The following is a 17,165-nucleotide window of genomic DNA, read 5'->3' as shown; positions in this document are numbered from 1 at the left end:
GAAGCCGACCGGGACGAGGCGCAGCGCGCCCTTGCCGCGCAAGAGGCCGAGCTGGCCACGCTGCGCGCCGCCGCGCAGTCCGAAATCTCCGCCGCCGATGCCCCCACCGAGGCCCCGTCCGAGGCCGAGGCCACCGCCGCCCTCGAGGCGCAGCTGGCCGAGCTTCAGGGCAGGGTGGGCCGCTTGCGCGCGGAACGCGCCGAGGCGCTGGCCCAGCGTGACGAGGCGCGCGACCTCCTCGAGGAGATGCAGGCCTCGACCGGCGTGACGCCGGATGACCGCGTGATGGCGCTGCGCGCCGAGGTGCAGGAGCTGCGCGTCATCAACGAACGCCTCGCCAAGAACCTCGACCGGATGCGCGGTGCCAACGCGAGCGATCCCAGGCTTCTGAACAAGGCGCTGGTCGTCGAGTTGGACGCGCTCAAGGCGATCCGCGCCTCCGAGGCGGCGGAACTGTCGCGCATCCTGTCGGATCTCGAGGGCGGCGCAACCGGGGAGGGCGGACATGCCTGAGGTGGAAATCCAGATCGGCGGCCGGGGCTTCATGGTCGCCTGCCAGGACGGCGAAGAGCCCTTCCTGCAGGCCGCAGCCAAGATGCTCGACACCGAAGCCGCGGTGATCCTCGGCCAGATCGGGCGGATGCCCGCGGACCGGATGCTGTTGATGGCCGGGCTGATGCTGGCCGACAAGACCGCGGCGCTGGAGGACGAGATCAAGGCGCTTCAGGACAAGATCAAGGCGCAGGACAAGGCGCTTGCCTCGGCCGAGGAGCGTCTGGCGGATCGCGCGCGGCGCATCGCCGAGTTGCAGGACGCGGGGCCGCGGACGGAACTGCCGGGCCGCTTCACCGATGGGCTGGCCGAGCTGGCCGCCCGCGCCGAAGCCATGGCCGAAGAGATCGAAGCGCGGCGCGGCTAGGGCCCTGCCGCTTCGGACGGCGTCGAGAGACGCCAGCTGACGGTGATGTTCTCCGAGCGCCAGAGCGGGCCGGGGTCGGTGATGCTGCCCGTCTCCCTACCGCCCATCGCGGCGTAGAACCGGCGCGCGCCGCGGTTGTCGCGGACCACCGACAGCACCACCTCGGGCAGGTCGAGGGCTGCGCCCCCGGTCCAGCCCCGCGCGCAGGAGGGCTGCACCAAGCCCGGTGCCACGCGCGGCGGGCAGGACGTAGAGATGCCGGATTTCGAGGGCGCTGGGCGGCATCGACGTTCCCGGGGGGCCGAAGCTGACCACGCCGAGAAGGCCCGCCTCGCCCTGCGCGACGATCGCGCCGGTCGCCTCGTCCGCGCCCGCCAGCGTCCTTTGCCAGTAGGGCAGACGATGCGCCGCGTCGAGGCGGCGGAGGGCCTCGGGCGGGGCGAGATGGCGGTAGGTGTCGCGCCACACCGAGACGTGGGGCAGGGCCATGTCTTCCGCGTCGGCGGGCTGTCCGGGGCGCAGGATCGGGGCGGGCGCCTTGCCCATCGCGCGGCGCGCGTCAGTCGAGGAGCGCGGGCAGAAGCCGCGCGGCCTCGTCGCGCGGGTGGGTGAGGGCGCTCTTGTCTTCGCCGGGGTAGAAGCGCGCGCGCACGGCGGTGGGCATCGGCCTCGGCTGCAGCAGGTGGACGCGCAGCGGGAATTTCGCCGTCTCGGCCTGCCACGACTGCACCAGCGCGCGCTGCGCGGCCTTGCACATGCCGTAGGGGCCCGCGAACTTCTCGTCCCACGTATCATCGAAGAACACCGCCTGCGGCGTGTTCGACGGCGCGATCAGCGGATCGACGAAGGCCAGCAGCCGGGCGACGGCGCGGATGTTGGTGGCGATCAGCTTGTCGAGATCTTTCGCCTGCAGATGCGGGGCAGGGGTCAGGGCGGTGACATGCACGGCCGAATGCACCCAGATGTCGGCTTTGCCCCAGCGGTCGTGGATCGACCGGCACAGATGCGCCATCGCGCCCTCGTCGGTCACGTCCATCGGCGCAAGCGTGGCCTGCCCGCCCTTGGCCTTGATGCGGTCGTCGAGCTCTTCCAGCGCGCCGACCGTTCGGGCCACGGCCACAACATGCGCGCCGCGCTCGGCCAGCCATTCGGCGCTGGCAGCACCGATCCCGCGGGAGGCGCCGGTGACCAGCGCGATCTGTCCATCGAAAGGCTTTTCCATGGCCTGCCTGTTGCCCCGTTCCCGCGGCGAAGGCAAGGGGCTGCGGCGGTGCGGCGCGCTTGACTTGGGCCGGGCGCGCGGAGATACCCAAGGGCAACGCAGATTGACCCGTTACGGAGGCACCCATGGGCCGCGACACTCTTCTGACCGCCACGTTCGGCAGCGACACCCTTCTGAAGAAGGCGCTTCTGGTGCTGGGGGGCTCGGTCTTCATCGCGCTGGCCGCCCAGGTCACCGTGCCGATGTGGCCGGTGCCGGTCACGCTGCAGACGCTGGCGATCCTGCTGGTGGGTTTCAGCTTCGGCAGCCGGATGGCGCTGGCCACCATGCTCGCCTACATCGCGCAGGGCGCGGCGGGCCTTCCGGTCTTTGCAAACGGCCTCAACTTCGTCGCCTTCGCGGGTCCGACCGCGGGCTTCCTGCTGGGCTTCGTCGCCATGGCCTGGGCCGCGGGCCTTGCCGCCGAGCGCGGCATCGCAAAGGGCTGGCTCTCGACCGCGCTGGTGGCGCTGGTGCTGAGTGCCGCGATCTATGTTCCGGGCATCCTCTGGCCGATGTCGATCACCAGCGCCTTCGGCCTCGAGGCCGGCTGGATGGGTCAGGACATGGCCTATTACTGGAGCTACTTCATCGCGCCCTTCCTGCTGGGCGATGCGCTCAAGGCCGTCATCGCGGCGCTGATCGTCACCGGCGCCTGGGCCGCGCTGGGCAAGCGCCGCGTCTGATCCCCGCCGAACACACGCGACAAGGCCGCCCCGACCGGGCGGCCTTTTTCATTGGCACATGGATGGGTTCAGGCCCGCAGGTGCCCGACCAGGCCGGCCGCGCCCAGATCCTCGTAGAGCGCAAGGATATCCCCCGCGCTCATCCCGCCGTCCAGCTGCGCCGCATGGAGCGGGTGCTTGGGGTCGGTGATCCAGTAGACCGGCATCCCGCCCTCCGAGACCGGCACGAGCAGCCCCTTGGTCAGCACCGGGCCGGTGGAGGCCGGAACCCGGCTGTAGAGCCACGCGAAGAGATCCCCCAGCCGGTCCGCATCGCCCCGCCCCTGCGCCGAGCGGAAGCGGGCGAAATCGCCCAGCGACAGGTTCGCCCATACCGACAGGAAGACATGCCCCTCGGTGCCCTGCACCGGGATCGGCAGATGGGCGCGCACCAGCATGTCGCGGCCGCGCCGCGCGTAACGCTCGGTGATCACGTCGCCGCTGCGCTCCAGCGCGTCCTCGGGCTCGGGCGCGGGCGGATGGGGCCAGCCGATCGGGCGCAGCCGCACCGCGTTGGCGGCGTCCAGCACCTCGTTGCAACAGGCACAGCGATAGCCGGGCGCAAGCAGGCGGCGGGCAAGCTCATCCTCGGGCAGCGCCCGCGGCTGTTTCGCACGGCGAAAAAGGCCCAACATTATTCCGCGGGTTCCGCCAGTTTGAAGCCGCGCGCCAACTGGTCGGTGGGCCGCACCGGGTAATCGCCCGAGAAACAGGCGTCGCAATAGGCGGGCGACCGGGCATCGCGGCCACCGGCCACGCCCACGGCGCGGTAAAGCCCGTCGAGCGAGATGAACTTCAGCGACTGCACGCCCAGGTGCCCGCGCATCTCTTCCTCGGACATGGTGGCGGCCAGCAGCTTTTCGCGCTCGGGCGTGTCGACGCCGTAGAAACAGGGCCAGGCCGTCGGCGGGCTGGCGATGCGGAAATGCACCTCGGCCGCGCCGGCGTCGAGGATCATTTCCTTGATCTTGCGGCTGGTGGTGCCGCGCACGACACTGTCGTCGACGAGGATCACCCGCTTGCCCTTGATCAGCGCGCGGTTGACGTTGAGCTTGAGGCGCACGCCCATGTTGCGGATCTGCTCGGTCGGCTCGATGAAGGTGCGGCCCATGTATTGATTGCGGATGATCCCCATCGCGTAGGGGATGCCCGATTCCAGCGAATAGCCGATGGCCGCGGGCGTCCCTGAATCGGGCACGGGGCAGACCAGATCGGCCTCGACCGGCGCTTCCTTGGCCAGTTCGCGGCCGATGGCCTCGCGCGTTTCGTAGACGGACCGGCCGCCGATGCTGCTGTCGGGGCGGCTGAAATAGACATGCTCGAAGATGCAGAAGCGCGACCGGCGCGGTTCGAAGGGCTTGTGGCTCTCGATCGTGCCGCCCGAGATGACCACCATCTCGCCGGGCTCGATCTCGCGCACGAACTCGGCCCCGATGATGTCGAGCGCGCAGGTCTCGGACGACAGCGCATAGCCGTCGCCCACGCGCCCCAGCACCAGCGGGCGCACGCCAAGCGGGTCGCGCACGCCGATCAGCTTGGTCCGCGTCATGGCGACGACGGAAAACGCGCCTTCGACGCGGCGCAGCGCGTCCTTCATCCGCTCGGGGATGGTGCGCTGCAGCGAACGCGCCATCAGGTGAATGATGCATTCGCTGTCGCTGGAACTCTGGAAGATCGAGCCGCGCTCGATCAGCTCGCGGCGCAGCTCGTCGGCGTTCACGATGTTGCCGTTATGGGCAATCGCGGCCCCGCCCATGGCGAACTCGCCGAAGAAGGGCTGCACGTCGCGGATCTGCGTCGCGCCCTTCGATCCGGCGGTGGAATAGCGCACATGGCCGATGCCGATCTCGCCCGGCAGCGTCTCCATGATGCTGGCCGAGGTGAAATTGTCCCGCACGAGGCCGAAGCGCCGGGCCGAGGAAAAGCCATGCTCGGGGTGATGGGTCACGATCCCGCCGGCTTCCTGCCCGCGATGTTGCAGCGCGTGCAGGCCGAGGGCCACGAAATTCGCCGCATCGGCCACGCCGATGACACCGAACACGCCGCATTCCTCGCGCAGCTTGTCGTCGTCATCGAGGGGGTCGAACGGGTGACGGGGGAGGGCATCCATGCTGGGCGAATCTCCGGACAGCGTCGTCAGGGGTGACATAGGGCCTATCGCGCGCGCTGTCATCAAACGATCACAGTTAAGTGGCCGGTGGTTGCGGTGGACGGGCGCGCGGTGCCCGGATAGCCTGCGCGCGGTCTGGATGAAAGGGGCAAGGTCGACATGCGTGCGATCATCTTTCTGGGCGGGCTCGCCATGGCGGCCGGCTTCGTGCTGACCTGGCTCGAGGCCCCCTTTGCAGGGCCCGAGGTCTCGCCGCTGATGCTGCTGCGCGAGGGGATGATTTCCTTTGGCAGCGATACCTCCTGGCAGGTCTGGGTGTTCCTGGGCGGTTTCCTGCTGGCCGCGCTGGCGGCGCTTGTGGCGCTCAGGGGCGCGGGCGCGGGCCTGCTTGCGCTGCTGGCGGGCGCGTCGCCGCTGGTCGTGCTGGGCGACGCGGTGATCCGGGCCGAGGATCTGCGCCGCGACCTTGGTTTGCCCTTCCCGGTCGATTTCGGCGACATCTCGCGCAGCTGGGCGCTGTTGGAGGATTTCATCCGCCTCGGCTTCTGGGTCTATGCGGGCGGCGCGGTGTTGCTGCTGGTCGCGGGCATGTCCGTTGTGCTCGGCCCGCGGCGCTGATCACGCGGGCTCACGCGCGGTCATTCGGCGGCAGTGCAGGTCGCGGTCAGCTGCTCATACCGCTGCAGGATCCAGCCCGGCGCGTCATCGGGGATCTGCGCCTCGACCCGGTCCTGCACATGGGCGAAGACCTGCGCCGAGCGGCTGTCGGAGACCATCGCCACCGGCTCAGAGCCGACCACGCGGTCATAGGCGATCAGCGCCACCACCACGAGCAGAACGCCGCGCGCCACCCCGAAGAGGAAGCCCAGACCCGCATCCAGCCCCCCGATCACCGAGCGTTGCACGGCGGTCGAGAACAGCGGCGTGAACAGCGAGACCACCACCAGCGCCACGGCGAAGACGCCCGCGAAGCTGGCCATGACGCCCAATTCGCAGCTTTCGCCGATGAAATCGCCAAGGTAGGGGATTTCCCGGATCAGCGGCAGCGCGTTCGGCGCGAAGATGAAGGCGATGACCGCGGCGAGGATCCAGCCTCCGATCGACAGCGCCTCGCGCACGAAGCCGCGGGCATAGGCGAGGATCGCCGAGATGACGATCACACCGGCCACGATGCCGTCGACGAGGGTGAAACCTTCCATGCGCCTGCCCTTACCCGTTTCTGCCCGCGCGCGCTATCCCGCGCCGAAGACCTCACCCACGAAAGCGGGAAGATCCGCCATCGCCTGCACCCTTACACCACCGCCCGAGCCGATCTTGCAGCCCGCTGGCGCGATGGCGCTGGAAAAACCAAGTTTCGCGGCTTCTTTCAACCTGTTTTCCGCCTGCGACACCGGACGCAGCGCGCCCGAGAGCGACAGTTCCCCAAAGACCACACAGTCATGCGGCAGCGCCACGTCCTCGCGCGCCGACAGAAGGGCGGCCGCGACGGCCAGGTCGGCGGCGGGTTCCGAGATGCGGATGCCGCCCGCGATGTTGAGGTAGACGTCGAGCCCCGCAAACGAGATGCCCGCGCGCGCCTCCAGCACGGCAAGGATCATCGACAGCCGCCCGCCATCCCAGCCCACCACCGCGCGGCGCGGCTGGCTGAGGGACGAGGGCGCGACAAGCGCCTGTATTTCCACCAGCACGGGCCGCGTCCCCTCGATGCCGGCAAAGACCGTGGCCCCCGGCGCGGGCGTCTCGCGGTCCGACAGGAACAGCGCCGAGGGGTTGGCCACCTCGGCCAGCCCCGCGCCGGTCATCTCGAAGACGCCGATCTCGTCGGCGGGGCCGAAGCGGTTCTTCACGCTGCGCAGGATGCGGAACTGGTGTCCGCGCTCCCCCTCGAAATAGAGGACGGTGTCGACCATGTGCTCGACCACGCGGGGGCCCGCGATCTGGCCCTCTTTCGTGACATGGCCGACCAGCATCACCGAAACGCCGCGCCGCTTGGCGAAGCTCGTCAACTCATGGGCGCTGGCGCGGACCTGGCTGACGGAGCCCGGCGCGGCCTCGACCGTATCGAGCCACATGGTCTGGACCGAGTCGATGATGGCGAGGTCGGGGGTTTCCGCCTCGAGCGTCGTGAGGATGTCGCGCAGGTTGGTCTCGGCCCCCAGCATCACCGCGCTGTCGGCAAGGCCGAGGCGCTGGGCGCGCATGCGGACCTGTGCCGTGGCCTCTTCGCCCGAGACGTAGATCACCTTGGCGCCCGCGCGGGCGAAACTTGCGGCGGCCTGCAACAGCAGCGTGGATTTGCCGATGCCGGGATCGCCGCCCACCAGCGTGGCCGAGGCGGGAACAAGCCCGCCGCCGAGAACGCGGTCGAACTCCGCGATGCCGGAGGTCTGGCGCGGCGGCGGCGCTTCTTCGGTGCGCAGGTCCGACAGGCCGATCCGCCGCCCCTTGGCGGCCCCCAGCGCGGCCTTGCCGGGACCGGCCGACAGGGGGGCTTCTTCGGTGATGGTGTTCCACTCGCCGCAGGCGTCGCAGCGCCCCGACCATTTCTTGTGGACGGCACCGCAGGCGGAACAGACGAACTGGGTCACGGGTTTGGCCATGGCGCAGGCTTAGCCCGGCAGGCGGCGAAGGGCCAGAGGGCTCAGAGCAGCCCGGTCTGCCACAGGATCGCAAGGCTCAGGCCCAGCGTCACGGCAAGGCGAAAGCCGATGCTGCGCCAATCGGCCTGCCGCATCTCGGCCAGCCCGCGGTGAAAGCCATGGGCCAGCGCGCCGGCGATGATGAGCGCGGCCAAAGCGCCATGGCCGGGCAGGGGGGCGATCCGCCCCGCGACCAGCAGGACGACACCCGCCGCCTCGGGCGGCCCCGCGCGGCGCGCAAGGTTCAGCGCCATGCCGCGCTTGCGCCCGGTCAGCCGCTCGCCCACCAGCCGCTGCACCCATGTCAGGCCCGAGAGGGCCGCGTAGACGCCCAGCACGATGGCGGCGGGAAGGATGATCTGCTCCATACCCCTTGCGCTACCGCAGCGCCCCGCGCTTCGCCAGATGCGCCGTTGCCACGGCCACCCCGAGCGAGGCCAGCACGCAGGCGGTGAAGAGCCACAAGCCCCATGCGGTCTCCACCCGTCCCACGGCCATGCCCTTGGCCAGCGTGACATAGACCGCGATCAGGAAGACATCGGCCATGGCGAGCTTGCCGAGGACCTGCACCGCGGGCAGCAGTCCGAGCGGCGCCTTCGACAGGTGGACAAGCGCCAGCGCCACGGTCTTGGCCATCGGCGCCACCAACGCGAAAAGCGCGACCAGCAGGGCCAGCGCGACCTCGCCACCCTGCCACAGCGCGGCGAGGCCGGAGAGCACCGATATCTCCTCCAGCCCGAAGAGCGGCAGCAGCCCCGCGCGCATCAGCGGCGCGGTCCAGGCCAGCGGAAAGAGGACGAGAAGCGCAAGGTTCAGCGCGGCGAGCAGGCGGAGCATGCGCCTATCTGGGGTGTGGCAAGGCCGCGGCGCAAGGCTCAGGACGATTGCCGCACCCAGATCACCGCCGCCCCGATGGCGAGGGCAAGGCCGATCCGCGCGAGTTCGCGGGTCAGCGTGGTCTCCTCCCGGATCTCGTTCAGCGACATGTGCAGGCCAAAGGCGAGCCCCGCGGGAAACAGGACCGCGATGATCACCACGACCGAGGGCAGCCCGATCATCGCCCCCGCCAGCACGACGAGCAGCAGCGCGATCATCGCGGGCACGAGATTGGCGATCATGTCGAAGACATGGGTCACGCGGGCGCGCTGCTCGGCCCGGCGCAGGTCGCCCGCCCATGCGAGGAAACTCACCCCGGCATAGGACCACAGCAGCGTGGCCACGGCCTCGATGACGGCAAGCGGCGTCATGGCGCATCCTCCGGTCCGGGGATCGTCAGGCCGGGAAAGACCCGCGCGACCTCGGCCGCGTGGTCCGACATCGCGGCGTAGCTGCTGAAGAAGGCGATGGTGGCAAGGATCACCGACCCGTCCACCCATGCCGGCCGCGCGCGCGCCGCCAGCGCGCCGATCAGCCAGAAGACCCCCGCGCCCAGCCCGCCCGCGAAGCCGGGGATCAGCGCCGGGCCGGCATCCATGCCGAGCGCAAGAGCCGCAAGGACCACCAGCGCCACGCCGCCGCCCGCCAGCGTCATCAGGTGCAGAACCCGCCCGCGCGCCCGCGTCAGGCTGCGGATCAGGCCCGCAAGCGTGATGCTGCCCATCACCGCGAAGACCGAGGCGGTGAAGAGCATCGGCAACCAGGCCAGCAATCCCCCCGTCATGGCAGGCGGCCCCGGTGCGCGGCTGTCGACAGGATGGCACCGGGCGCCATCAGCGCACCGCCTCGATCGGCCCTTCGGCCGATCCGGTGACGAATTGCCGGAGGTAGGGGTCTTCGGCGGTGTCGATCTCGGCCGCGGGGCCATGCCAGCGGATCGTGCCGTCATGCAGCATGGCGACCTTGTCGGCGATGGCGCGCACGCTGCTCATGTCATGGGTGATGGTTACGGCGGTCGCGCCCATCTCGGTCACGATCTCGCGGATCAGGTCGTTGATCACCCCCGACATGATCGGGTCGAGGCCCGTGGTCGGCTCGTCGAAGAAGATGATCTCGGGCTCGGCCGCGATGGCGCGGGCAAGGCCCACGCGCTTCTGCATGCCGCCCGACAGCTCGGAGGGGTAAAGCTCGGCCACGTCGGGCATCAGGCCCACGCGCCGCAGCTTCTCGATGGCGATTTCGCGGGCCTCGGCCTTTGGTCGCTTCTGCGCGCCGCGCAGCAGGCGAAAGGCGACGTTCTGCCAGACCGGCATGGAATCGAACAGCGCGCCGCCCTGGAACAGCATTCCGAAGCGCGCGAGAAAGGCGTCGCGGTCGCGCGTGGTCACACTTTGGCCGTCCACCGTGATCGTCCCGCGGTCGGGCGTCACGAGCCCGAGGATGCACTTGAGGCAGACCGATTTTCCGGTGCCGGACCCGCCGATGATCACGCAGCTTTCGCCCTTCGCCACCTGCAGCGTCAGGCCGCGGAGCACCTGCTTGGCCCCGAAGGCCTTGTGGACGTCCGAAAGCGCGATCATGCGGTGAAGAACAGCTCCGTCAGCAGGTAGTTCGAGGCGAGGATCAGGATCGAGGCCGAGACGACGGCGTTCGTCGTGGCCCGCCCCACGCCCTGCGCGCCCCGGCCCGAATTCATGCCATGGTAGCAGCCCATCAGCGCCACGAGAAACCCGAAGACCGCGCCCTTGATCAGCCCCGATGTGACATCCCAGGGCTGCAGGAAATCCACGGTGTTCTGCAGATAGGCGGCAGCGTTGAAGCCGAGCCGCGAGGTCGAGACGAGATAGCCGCCGAAAACCCCGATCGCATCGCCCACGGCCACAAGGATGGGCAAGCTGATCGTGGCCGCAAGGATGCGGGGAACCGCCAGGTATTTCAACGGGTTGGTGGAAAGCGTCACCAGCGCGTCGATCTGTTCGGTCACCTTCATCGTGCCGATCTCGGCGGCGATGGCCGCGGCCACGCGCCCCGCCACCATCAGCCCGCCCAGCACCGGGCCAAGCTCGCGCACGATGCCGATGGCGACGATCTGGGGCACCACGGCCTCGGCGTTGAACCGCGCGCCGCCGGCGTAGATCTGCAAGGCCAGTGCGCCCCCGGTGAAAAAGGCGGTCAGGCCCACGACCGGCAGCGAAAGCCAGCCGATATGCAGAAGCTGCCGGAGCAGCTCGCGCGGGTAGAAGGGGGGGCGGAGGATGTGGCTTGTCGCGCTCCCGGCATAGATCGCCACTCGCCCGACCGCGCCGAGCAGCGCCAGCGTGGACCGCCCGAGACCCGCGAGCGGCCCGAAAAGCGGGCTCATCCGCCGATATACCGGCGCTGGTAGCGGGGACCGAGCGAGGTGAGGATCTCGTAACCGATGGTGCCCGCGGCCTCGGCCAGCGCGTCGACGCCCTGCTGCGGGCCGAGGATGTCGAGGTGCTCGGGCGGCTCGGGCAGGTCGGTGATGTCGACCGTCAAAAGGTCCATGGACACGCGACCGGCAAGGCGACAAACGTGTTCACCATCAAAGAGTTGCGCGACGCCGCTCATGTAACGGATGAGCCCGTCGGCGTACCCTGCGGAAACCGTTGCAATTCGTGTCGGCCGCTCGGCGATGAAGCCACCGCCGTAGCCCACGAACTCACCCTGCGCCACGTCGCGGATCTGGATCACCGGAAGCGACAGGCGCACGACCGGCTGCGCCGCCGCGTAGGGCAACCCTCCGTAAAGCCCGATGCCGGGGCGGGTCAGGTCGAACTGGTAGTCGGGGCCCATCAGGATGCCGCCCGTCGCCGAGAAGCTGCGCGGCACGGTGACGTCGGCGGTCATCTCGGTGAAAGCCTTGAGCTGTGCGGCGTTCTCGACGCGGTCGGGTTCATCCGCGCAGGCGAGATGCGACATCACCAGCGTCAGCGGCCCGGCCTCGAGCCCGACGCGGGTGGCGGCCCAGTCGGCGGCCTCCATGCCCAGCCGGTTCATGCCGGTGTCGAGCTGCACGCCGTAGGGCGCGTCGGGCAGGGCCGCGCGGTGGCGCGCGGCCTGCTCGGGGCTGTTGAGCATCGGCGTCAGCGCATGGTCGCGGATCAGGCCGGTGTCGCCCGACATATGGCCGGAAAAGACGTTGATCTCCGGGCCGGGGCCGAGGACGGCGCGCAGCGCGGCTCCTTCCTCGGCGGTCGCCACGAAGAAGCGCCGCGCGCCCTCGCGGGCGAGGCGGGGCGCGACGCGGTCGATGCCGCAGCCATAGGCGTCGGCCTTGACCACGGCGCCGGTTTCGCCCCGTGACAGGCGGTCAAGCGCGCGCCAGTTGGCGGCGAGCGCGTCGAGATCGATGGTGAGGATGCCGGTGCCCATGCGTGTGTGTCGCGCCCCCGGCCGCCGGGGTCAAGAGGGGGGCTTTGCCCTCGTCGCCATTGTCGCCCGGACCATTGCCGCGACCATGGCGACCTTCGCCGACACCCCCCAGGATATGTCCGAAACGGAGAAGGGCGGAGCGGGGCGCGTCAACCTTGACGGCGTGTCAAGATCAATAGCCCTGGTCCGCGCCCTGCTGCCAGGGTTTCACGAGATTGCCGAAGCGGGTGAAGCGGCCTTCGAAGGCCAGTTCGACCGTGCCGACGGGGCCGTGACGCTGCTTGCCGATGATGACCTCGGCCTTGCCGTGGAGCTGTTCCATGTCCTGCTGCCACTTGGTCATCGCCTCGAGGTTCTCTTCGCCCGGCTTCTCGCGTTCCTTGTAGTATTCGCCGCGGTAGACGAACATCACCACGTCCGCGTCCTGTTCGATCGAGCCGGATTCGCGCAGGTCCGACAGCTGCGGGCGTTTGTCCTCGCGGCTTTCGACCTGGCGCGAGAGCTGAGACAGCGCGATGACGGGGATGTTCAGTTCCTTGGCGATGGCCTTCAGGCCTTGGGTGATCTCGGAGATCTCGTTCACCCGGTTCTCGGATTTGCCCGAGCCGCGCAGAAGCTGGAGATAGTCCACGATCAGCAGGTCGAGCCCGTGGGGCGCGCGCTTGAGCCGCCGGGCGCGGGCCGCGACCTGCCCGATGGGCAGCGCGGGCGTGTCGTCGATGAAGAGCGGGCAGCGTTCGAGGTCGCGCGCGGCATGCAGGTAGCGTTCGAACTCGGCCTCGGTCAGGTCGCCCTTTCGGATCAGTTCCGAGGGGATCTCGGCGGCTTCCGACAGGATCCTCTGCGCCAGCTGGGCGGCCGACATCTCGAGGCTGAAGAAACCCACGACACCGCCGTCGATGGTGCCTTCGCTGCCGTCCTCCTTCTGGCCGCGCTTCCAGGCCTTTGCGACGTTGAAGGCGATGTTGGTCGCCAGCGAGGTCTTGCCCATCGAAGGGCGGCCGGCAAGGATCAGGAGGTCGGACTTGTGCAAACCGCCCAGCATCCGGTCCATGTCGTCGAGGCCGGTCGACACCCCCGCAAGCTTGCCGCCGCGGTTGTAGGCGGCATTTGCCGTGTTGACCGCGTCATAGAGCGCCGAGAGGAACGAGACGAAGCCGCGGTTCGTGGTGCCGGAGGAGGCGAGGTTGAACAGTTCCGACTCCGCCTCGACGATCTGGTCGTCGGGGCTGACGTCGTCGCGCATGGCGCGCGCCCGGTCCGAGACGCGCTGACCCAGCGCGATCAGCTCGCGCCGAACGGCAAGATCATGGATCAGCTGCGCGTAGTCGCGCGCGGCCGAGGTGGCGATGGCCGACAGCTGCAGCCGCAGCAGATACTCGGCCCCGCCGAGATCCCTGAGGCCGGGAATGTCGGCGACGAAATTCTTCAGCGTGGTCGCGTCCGTCGCCAGCCCCTTGGCGATGCGCGCCTGCGCCATGGCGAAGATCTCGCGGTGGACGGGGTCGTGGAAATGGTCGGGCTTCACGAGGTCGTCGACCCGGTCGAGCACGTCGTTCGACGACAGGATCGCGCCGAGCAGCTGCTGTTCGGCCTCGACGTTATGGGGCAGCGGCTGGCTGTCTTCGGTGGCCTGGGTCGATGTCGGTGTCGATGTCGCCGTGCCGTCCGTCGGCACCGGTACGTGCTCGTTCATGTCGTGCCCCCGCATCATGCCCCCCTTCGTCAAGCGCCGCGAAGAGTGTGGCAACCGGTATAGCCCTGCGGGTTGCGGCGGCGTCAATCGCCCAGAGCTGTGAGTAAGTTGTGAGCGGATTGCACCGCAGGATATGGGAGCTTGCGCCCCTCATGCCGCAGTATCTTGCGCGATGATAGCAGCCCTGTGTCGGATTCGCCACATTCCAAGCAGATGGCGGACAAGCCCGTGGCTGCCCCGCCCGTTGCGGCGGTTCGTCAGGCGAGCCCGCGGTCGGCGCGCCATGCTTGGGGGTCGGCGAGGAATCGCTCCACCTCGGCCAGCGTCGCCTCGTCGAAATCGCCGCCGCGCCGGGCCTCGGCGATGACATCGGCCCATGTCGCCAGGTAGTGGAGCTTCAGCCCATGCTCGGCCAGCCGCTCCTCGGTCCCGGGCATGACGCCGTAGAAGAACACGACCGCCGTGTGCCCGCACTCGGCCCCCGCGGCGCGGATCGCGTCGACGAATTTCAGCTTCGATCCGCCGTCCGTCGTCAGGTCCTCGACCAGCAGCACGCGGTCGCCCTCGCGCATCTCGCCCTCGATCTGGGCGGTGCGGCCGTAGCCCTTGGGCTTCTTGCGGACATAGGACATCGGCAGGCCCATCCGCTCGGCCACGAAGGCGGCAAAGGGGATGCCTGCGGTCTCGCCGCCCGCGATGTTGTCGAAGGCCTCCAGCCCCGCGGCCTCCATCACGGTGCAGCACAGGAAATCCATCAGCGTGGCGCGCACGCGCGGGTAGGAGATGATCTTGCGGCAGTCGATATAGGTCGGCGCCTGCTTGCCGGAGGCATGGGTATAAAGCTGGTCGGTGTTGAAATGCACCGCCCCGATGTCGAGCAGCATCCGGGCCGAAAGGCGGGCCATGGTGGCGCGGTCAGGGTAGGCGGTGGGGATCATGGCTGGCGTCCGGATTTGCGTATTTGGGGAAAGATGAAGGCTCAGGCGATGACGTGCCAATAGAGCGGATGGCCCGGATCGAACAGGGTCACGGGGCCTGCGCCGGTCTCGATCTTCGGCGGGTAGGCGACGGGCGTGTCGCGCTTTTCCAGCGTGATCGTGTCGGCGTTGGGGGCAAGGCCGTAGCGCGCGGGACCATGGAGCGAGGCGAAGCCCTCGAGCCTGTCGAGCGCGCCTTCCTCCTCGAAGACATGCGCGAGGCAGGACAGGGTGTTCGTGGCCGAGAAGACGCCCGCGCAGCCGCAGGCCGATTCCTTGTTGGGGTCGGTGTGCGGCGCCGAATCCGTGCCGAGGAAGAAGCGCGGATTGCCCGAGGTGGCGGCGCGGCGCAGCGCCTGCTGGTGGGTCGACCGCTTGGCGACCGGCAGGCAGTAGTAATGCGGGCGGATGCCGCCCACGAGCATGTGGTTGCGGTTGATCATCAGGTGATGGGTGGTGATCGTGCCCGCGATGTCGCCGTCAGCGCCCGCGACATAGTCGATGCCGTGGCTGGTGGTGATGTGTTCGAGCGTCACTTTCAACGCGGGGATGCGGCGGCGCAGCGGGTCCAGCACGGTCTCGAGGAAGACCTGTTCGCGGTCGAAGATGTCGACCTCGGGGGTCGTGACCTCGCCGTGGATGCAGAGGGGCAGGCCGATCTCGGCCATTTTCTCCAGCACGGCCGTCACCTTGGACAGGTCGCGCACGCCGGAGGCGGAATTGGTGGTGGCCCCCGCCGGGTAGAGCTTGACCGCGTGGATCAGCCCCGCGGCATGGGCGGCGGCGACATCGGCGGGGTCCGTCGCCTCGGTCAGGTAGAGGGTCATCAGGGGGGTGAAGCGCATCCCCTCGGGCAGGGCCGCCATGATCCGGTCGCGGTAGGCGGCCGCGTCATCGCCCGTGACCACGGGGGGCACGAGGTTCGGCATGATGATGGCGCGCGCGAAATGGCGCGCGGTCTCGGGCAGGACGCCCTCCAGCATCGCGCCGTCGCGCAGGTGGAGGTGCCAGTCGTCGGGGCGGGGGATCGTGATGGTATGCGGCATGTCTCCAGCCTGCTACAGCAAGACTGCGGCCCGGAAAAGTGGAGTATGTGCATGGCGGAGCGGTTTCGCTGGGTGTCGCGGGTGAGCGACTGGAACGGCGAGCCGAAGCGGTGGACCGAGATCGCGCTTGATCGCGGGACGCTGCGGGTGGATGGCGGCGCGCCGATGGCGCTGTCGGGGTTGCGCAGGGTGAGCTTTCTCCGACACGCGAATGGTGAGGCCAATCATCCCTTCGGACGGGACACCGCCACCCTGCGCCTGCAGAGCGCCACCCTTCGCCTCGAACTTCAAGGCAGTTTGGCCCCTGACGTCGCGGGCGACCCGTTTCCGGCTGTCCTCGCGCGGATCCTGACCGCCTGTGCCGGGGCCTGCCCCGCACTGACGGTGACCGAGGTGAGCCATGGCCGCATCCTGTCGGGGCTTGTCGCCCTTGCGGTGCTGGTGATCTTTCTAATGCCCATGGGGAGGGCGCTCTTCGGTGGCGGTGATCCTGGTGTATTGGACATCCTGATCGTGCTGTTCCTTCTGGCTCTCGTCGTCGTTTCCGCGTGGAACAGCATCCGTCGGCGGCCGGGGATCGAGCGTCTTGCCGATCTCGCCCGGTTGCTCGACGCGATGGTCGCGGATCGCCGGATGCGGCCGGATGCGCTGCCCCATCGGGTCACCGCCATGCCGGTCGACACGGCGCAGCGACGCGTCGCGGAACAGGCCTGATCGGCGGTTGGGCCGGATCGGCCGCGCGCGGGCCCGGTTGCGCAAGTGCCTGCAGATTGGGCAGATGACGCCCGAGGCGGGGGCACCGCCGCGAGAAGGCTTGCCTCTCCGTCTCGCGGCTCACTAGGTTGGGGGCGATATGTTGGACGAGACGGCACCTTCGGCGCGGATGCAGCGCGTGGATGGCCGCGCCGGGGCCGTGATCGGGCCGGGCGGGCGGCTGAGGGATTTGCACCAGCGCGGCGCCGCCAAGGCGATGCTGCCGCGGATGCATGGCCGCGCGCCGGAGGTCGTGTTCCTCAACACCGCGGGCGGGCTGACGGCGGGCGACCGGCTGGTCTACGGCTTGGAGGTCGCGGGCGGGTCGGCGGCGGTGGGCACCACCCAGACTGCCGAGCGCGCCTATCTCAGCCGCGGCGGCGCGGCCTCGGTCGAGACGCGGCTGTCGGTCGGGCCGGGCGGGCGGCTGCACTGGCTGCCGCAGGAGATGATCCTGTTCGAGGGGGCGGCGCTCGACCGGCGGGTGACGGTCGAGATGGCCGAGGATGCGGAGCTGGTGTTGCTGGAAACGCTGGTTCTTGGCCGCGCCGCCATGGGCGAGCGCCTGACGCGGCTGGCGCTGACCGACCGGCGCGAGGTGATCCGCGGCGGACGTCCCGCCATGCTCGAGGCGATCCGGCTGTCCGACGCCGAGGTGCTGGAGCTGGCCCGCATGGCGATCACGATCGAGGATCATTACGGCCTGCCCATGGACATGGAATGGGCGAAGGACGGGATCACCGGCGCGCTTTACATCGTGCAGGCCC

22 protein-coding genes are annotated in these 17,165 nt (G+C 69.4%); 6 read left to right on the top strand and 16 right to left on the bottom strand.

Going from position 1 to position 17,165, the window contains the following annotated elements; genetic code table 11:
• Both QQK83_RS16170 and QQK83_RS16165 read left to right on the top strand, forming a co-directional pair.
• A partial coding sequence (locus tag QQK83_RS16170) for a hypothetical protein (RefSeq protein ID WP_284266057.1) occupies positions 1 to 513 on the top strand: 513 nt, incomplete at its 5' end.
• Positions 506 to 919, top strand: a complete 414-nt coding sequence (locus tag QQK83_RS16165; protein ID WP_284266056.1) for a cell division protein ZapA — start codon at positions 506 to 508, stop codon at positions 917 to 919. The genes QQK83_RS16170 and QQK83_RS16165, both read left to right, overlap by 8 nt.
• 96 nt (positions 920 to 1,015) lie before the next feature.
• On the opposite strand, the gene QQK83_RS16160 is transcribed toward QQK83_RS16165, so the two are convergent.
• The gene (locus QQK83_RS16160; protein WP_284266055.1) at positions 1,016 to 1,465 is read right to left on the bottom strand and encodes a GNAT family N-acetyltransferase; all 450 of its coding nucleotides are present in this window, start codon (positions 1,463 to 1,465) and stop codon (positions 1,016 to 1,018) included.
• Between the two features lie 13 nt (positions 1,466 to 1,478).
• On the bottom strand, positions 1,479 to 2,141 hold the full coding sequence (locus QQK83_RS16155; protein WP_284266054.1) for an SDR family NAD(P)-dependent oxidoreductase: 663 nt from the start codon (positions 2,139 to 2,141) through the stop codon (positions 1,479 to 1,481).
• A 125-nt stretch (positions 2,142 to 2,266) separates the two neighbouring features.
• Here QQK83_RS16155 and QQK83_RS16150 point away from each other — a divergent pair, with 125 nt between their 5' ends.
• A complete protein-coding gene (locus tag QQK83_RS16150) occupies positions 2,267 to 2,866 on the top strand; it encodes a biotin transporter BioY (RefSeq protein WP_284266053.1) in 600 nt (199 codons plus the stop codon).
• A 68-nt stretch (positions 2,867 to 2,934) separates the two neighbouring features.
• Here QQK83_RS16150 and QQK83_RS16145 read toward each other — a convergent pair whose 3' ends face one another.
• Positions 2,935 to 3,540: a DUF2199 domain-containing protein gene (locus QQK83_RS16145; RefSeq protein ID WP_284266052.1), complete on the bottom strand. Its 606-nt coding sequence runs from the start codon at positions 3,538 to 3,540 to the stop codon at positions 2,935 to 2,937.
• Positions 3,540 to 5,015, bottom strand: a complete 1,476-nt coding sequence (gene purF, locus QQK83_RS16140) for an amidophosphoribosyltransferase (protein WP_284266051.1) — start codon at positions 5,013 to 5,015, stop codon at positions 3,540 to 3,542. The genes QQK83_RS16145 and purF overlap by 1 nt, the downstream gene beginning before the upstream one ends.
• 159 nt (positions 5,016 to 5,174) lie before the next feature.
• On the opposite strand from purF, the gene QQK83_RS16135 reads away from it, so the two are divergent.
• Positions 5,175 to 5,633 (top strand): hypothetical protein, encoded by a 459-nt coding sequence (locus QQK83_RS16135; protein ID WP_284266050.1) that lies wholly within the window; start codon positions 5,175 to 5,177, stop codon positions 5,631 to 5,633.
• A 20-nt stretch (positions 5,634 to 5,653) separates the two neighbouring features.
• Here QQK83_RS16135 and QQK83_RS16130 read toward each other — a convergent pair whose 3' ends face one another.
• The 12 genes from QQK83_RS16130 to pyrC form a co-directional block, all read right to left on the bottom strand.
• Positions 5,654 to 6,214 carry a CvpA family protein gene (locus QQK83_RS16130; RefSeq protein ID WP_284266049.1) on the bottom strand — a complete coding sequence of 187 codons (561 nt, stop codon included), beginning with the start codon at positions 6,212 to 6,214 and terminating at the stop codon, positions 5,654 to 5,656.
• Between the two features lie 33 nt (positions 6,215 to 6,247).
• Positions 6,248 to 7,615 carry a DNA repair protein RadA gene (radA, locus tag QQK83_RS16125; protein WP_284266048.1) on the bottom strand — a complete coding sequence of 456 codons (1,368 nt, stop codon included), beginning with the start codon at positions 7,613 to 7,615 and terminating at the stop codon, positions 6,248 to 6,250.
• 41 nt (positions 7,616 to 7,656) lie between these two features.
• Complete coding sequence (locus QQK83_RS16120; protein WP_284266047.1) at positions 7,657 to 8,022, bottom strand: hypothetical protein; 366 nt, start codon at positions 8,020 to 8,022, stop codon at positions 7,657 to 7,659.
• A gap of 10 nt (positions 8,023 to 8,032) precedes the next feature.
• Positions 8,033 to 8,491: a paraquat-inducible protein A gene (locus QQK83_RS16115; protein ID WP_284266046.1), complete on the bottom strand. Its 459-nt coding sequence runs from the start codon at positions 8,489 to 8,491 to the stop codon at positions 8,033 to 8,035.
• Between the two features lie 38 nt (positions 8,492 to 8,529).
• A complete protein-coding gene (locus QQK83_RS16110) occupies positions 8,530 to 8,901 on the bottom strand; it encodes a hypothetical protein (protein WP_284266045.1) in 372 nt (123 codons plus the stop codon).
• Entirely contained in the window at positions 8,898 to 9,314 is a 417-nt protein-coding gene (locus QQK83_RS16105; protein WP_284266044.1) for a hypothetical protein, read from the bottom strand. The genes QQK83_RS16110 and QQK83_RS16105 overlap by 4 nt, the downstream gene beginning before the upstream one ends.
• Before the next feature lie 49 nt (positions 9,315 to 9,363).
• Positions 9,364 to 10,110 carry an ABC transporter ATP-binding protein gene (locus QQK83_RS16100; protein ID WP_284266043.1) on the bottom strand — a complete coding sequence of 249 codons (747 nt, stop codon included), beginning with the start codon at positions 10,108 to 10,110 and terminating at the stop codon, positions 9,364 to 9,366.
• On the bottom strand, positions 10,107 to 10,892 hold the full coding sequence (locus tag QQK83_RS16095) for an MlaE family ABC transporter permease (RefSeq protein ID WP_284266042.1): 786 nt from the start codon (positions 10,890 to 10,892) through the stop codon (positions 10,107 to 10,109). Before QQK83_RS16095 ends, QQK83_RS16100 begins: the two co-directional genes overlap by 4 nt.
• Positions 10,889 to 11,926, bottom strand: a complete 1,038-nt coding sequence (gene alr / locus QQK83_RS16090; protein ID WP_284266040.1) for an alanine racemase — start codon at positions 11,924 to 11,926, stop codon at positions 10,889 to 10,891. Before alr ends, QQK83_RS16095 begins: the two co-directional genes overlap by 4 nt.
• 172 nt (positions 11,927 to 12,098) lie before the next feature.
• The gene (locus QQK83_RS16085; RefSeq protein WP_284266038.1) at positions 12,099 to 13,622 is read right to left on the bottom strand and encodes a replicative DNA helicase; all 1,524 of its coding nucleotides are present in this window, start codon (positions 13,620 to 13,622) and stop codon (positions 12,099 to 12,101) included.
• A 257-nt stretch (positions 13,623 to 13,879) separates the two neighbouring features.
• A complete protein-coding gene (locus QQK83_RS16080) occupies positions 13,880 to 14,560 on the bottom strand; it encodes an orotate phosphoribosyltransferase (RefSeq protein ID WP_284266036.1) in 681 nt (226 codons plus the stop codon).
• A gap of 41 nt (positions 14,561 to 14,601) precedes the next feature.
• Positions 14,602 to 15,645 carry a dihydroorotase gene (gene pyrC, locus QQK83_RS16075; protein WP_284266034.1) on the bottom strand — a complete coding sequence of 348 codons (1,044 nt, stop codon included), beginning with the start codon at positions 15,643 to 15,645 and terminating at the stop codon, positions 14,602 to 14,604.
• 51 nt (positions 15,646 to 15,696) lie between these two features.
• Here pyrC and QQK83_RS16070 point away from each other — a divergent pair, with 51 nt between their 5' ends.
• Positions 15,697 to 16,359: a hypothetical protein gene (locus QQK83_RS16070; protein WP_284266032.1), complete on the top strand. Its 663-nt coding sequence runs from the start codon at positions 15,697 to 15,699 to the stop codon at positions 16,357 to 16,359.
• A 139-nt stretch (positions 16,360 to 16,498) separates the two neighbouring features.
• A partial coding sequence (locus QQK83_RS16065) for an urease accessory protein UreD (protein ID WP_284266030.1) occupies positions 16,499 to 17,165 on the top strand: 667 nt, incomplete at its 3' end.

Origin of the sequence: Roseicyclus amphidinii, assembly GCF_030163755.1 — a bacterium.
Lineage (GTDB): Bacteria > Pseudomonadota > Alphaproteobacteria > Rhodobacterales > Rhodobacteraceae > Roseicyclus > Roseicyclus amphidinii.
The sequence above is the reverse complement of the archived record's forward strand: the minus strand, read 5'-3'. Positions and strand labels throughout refer to the sequence as shown.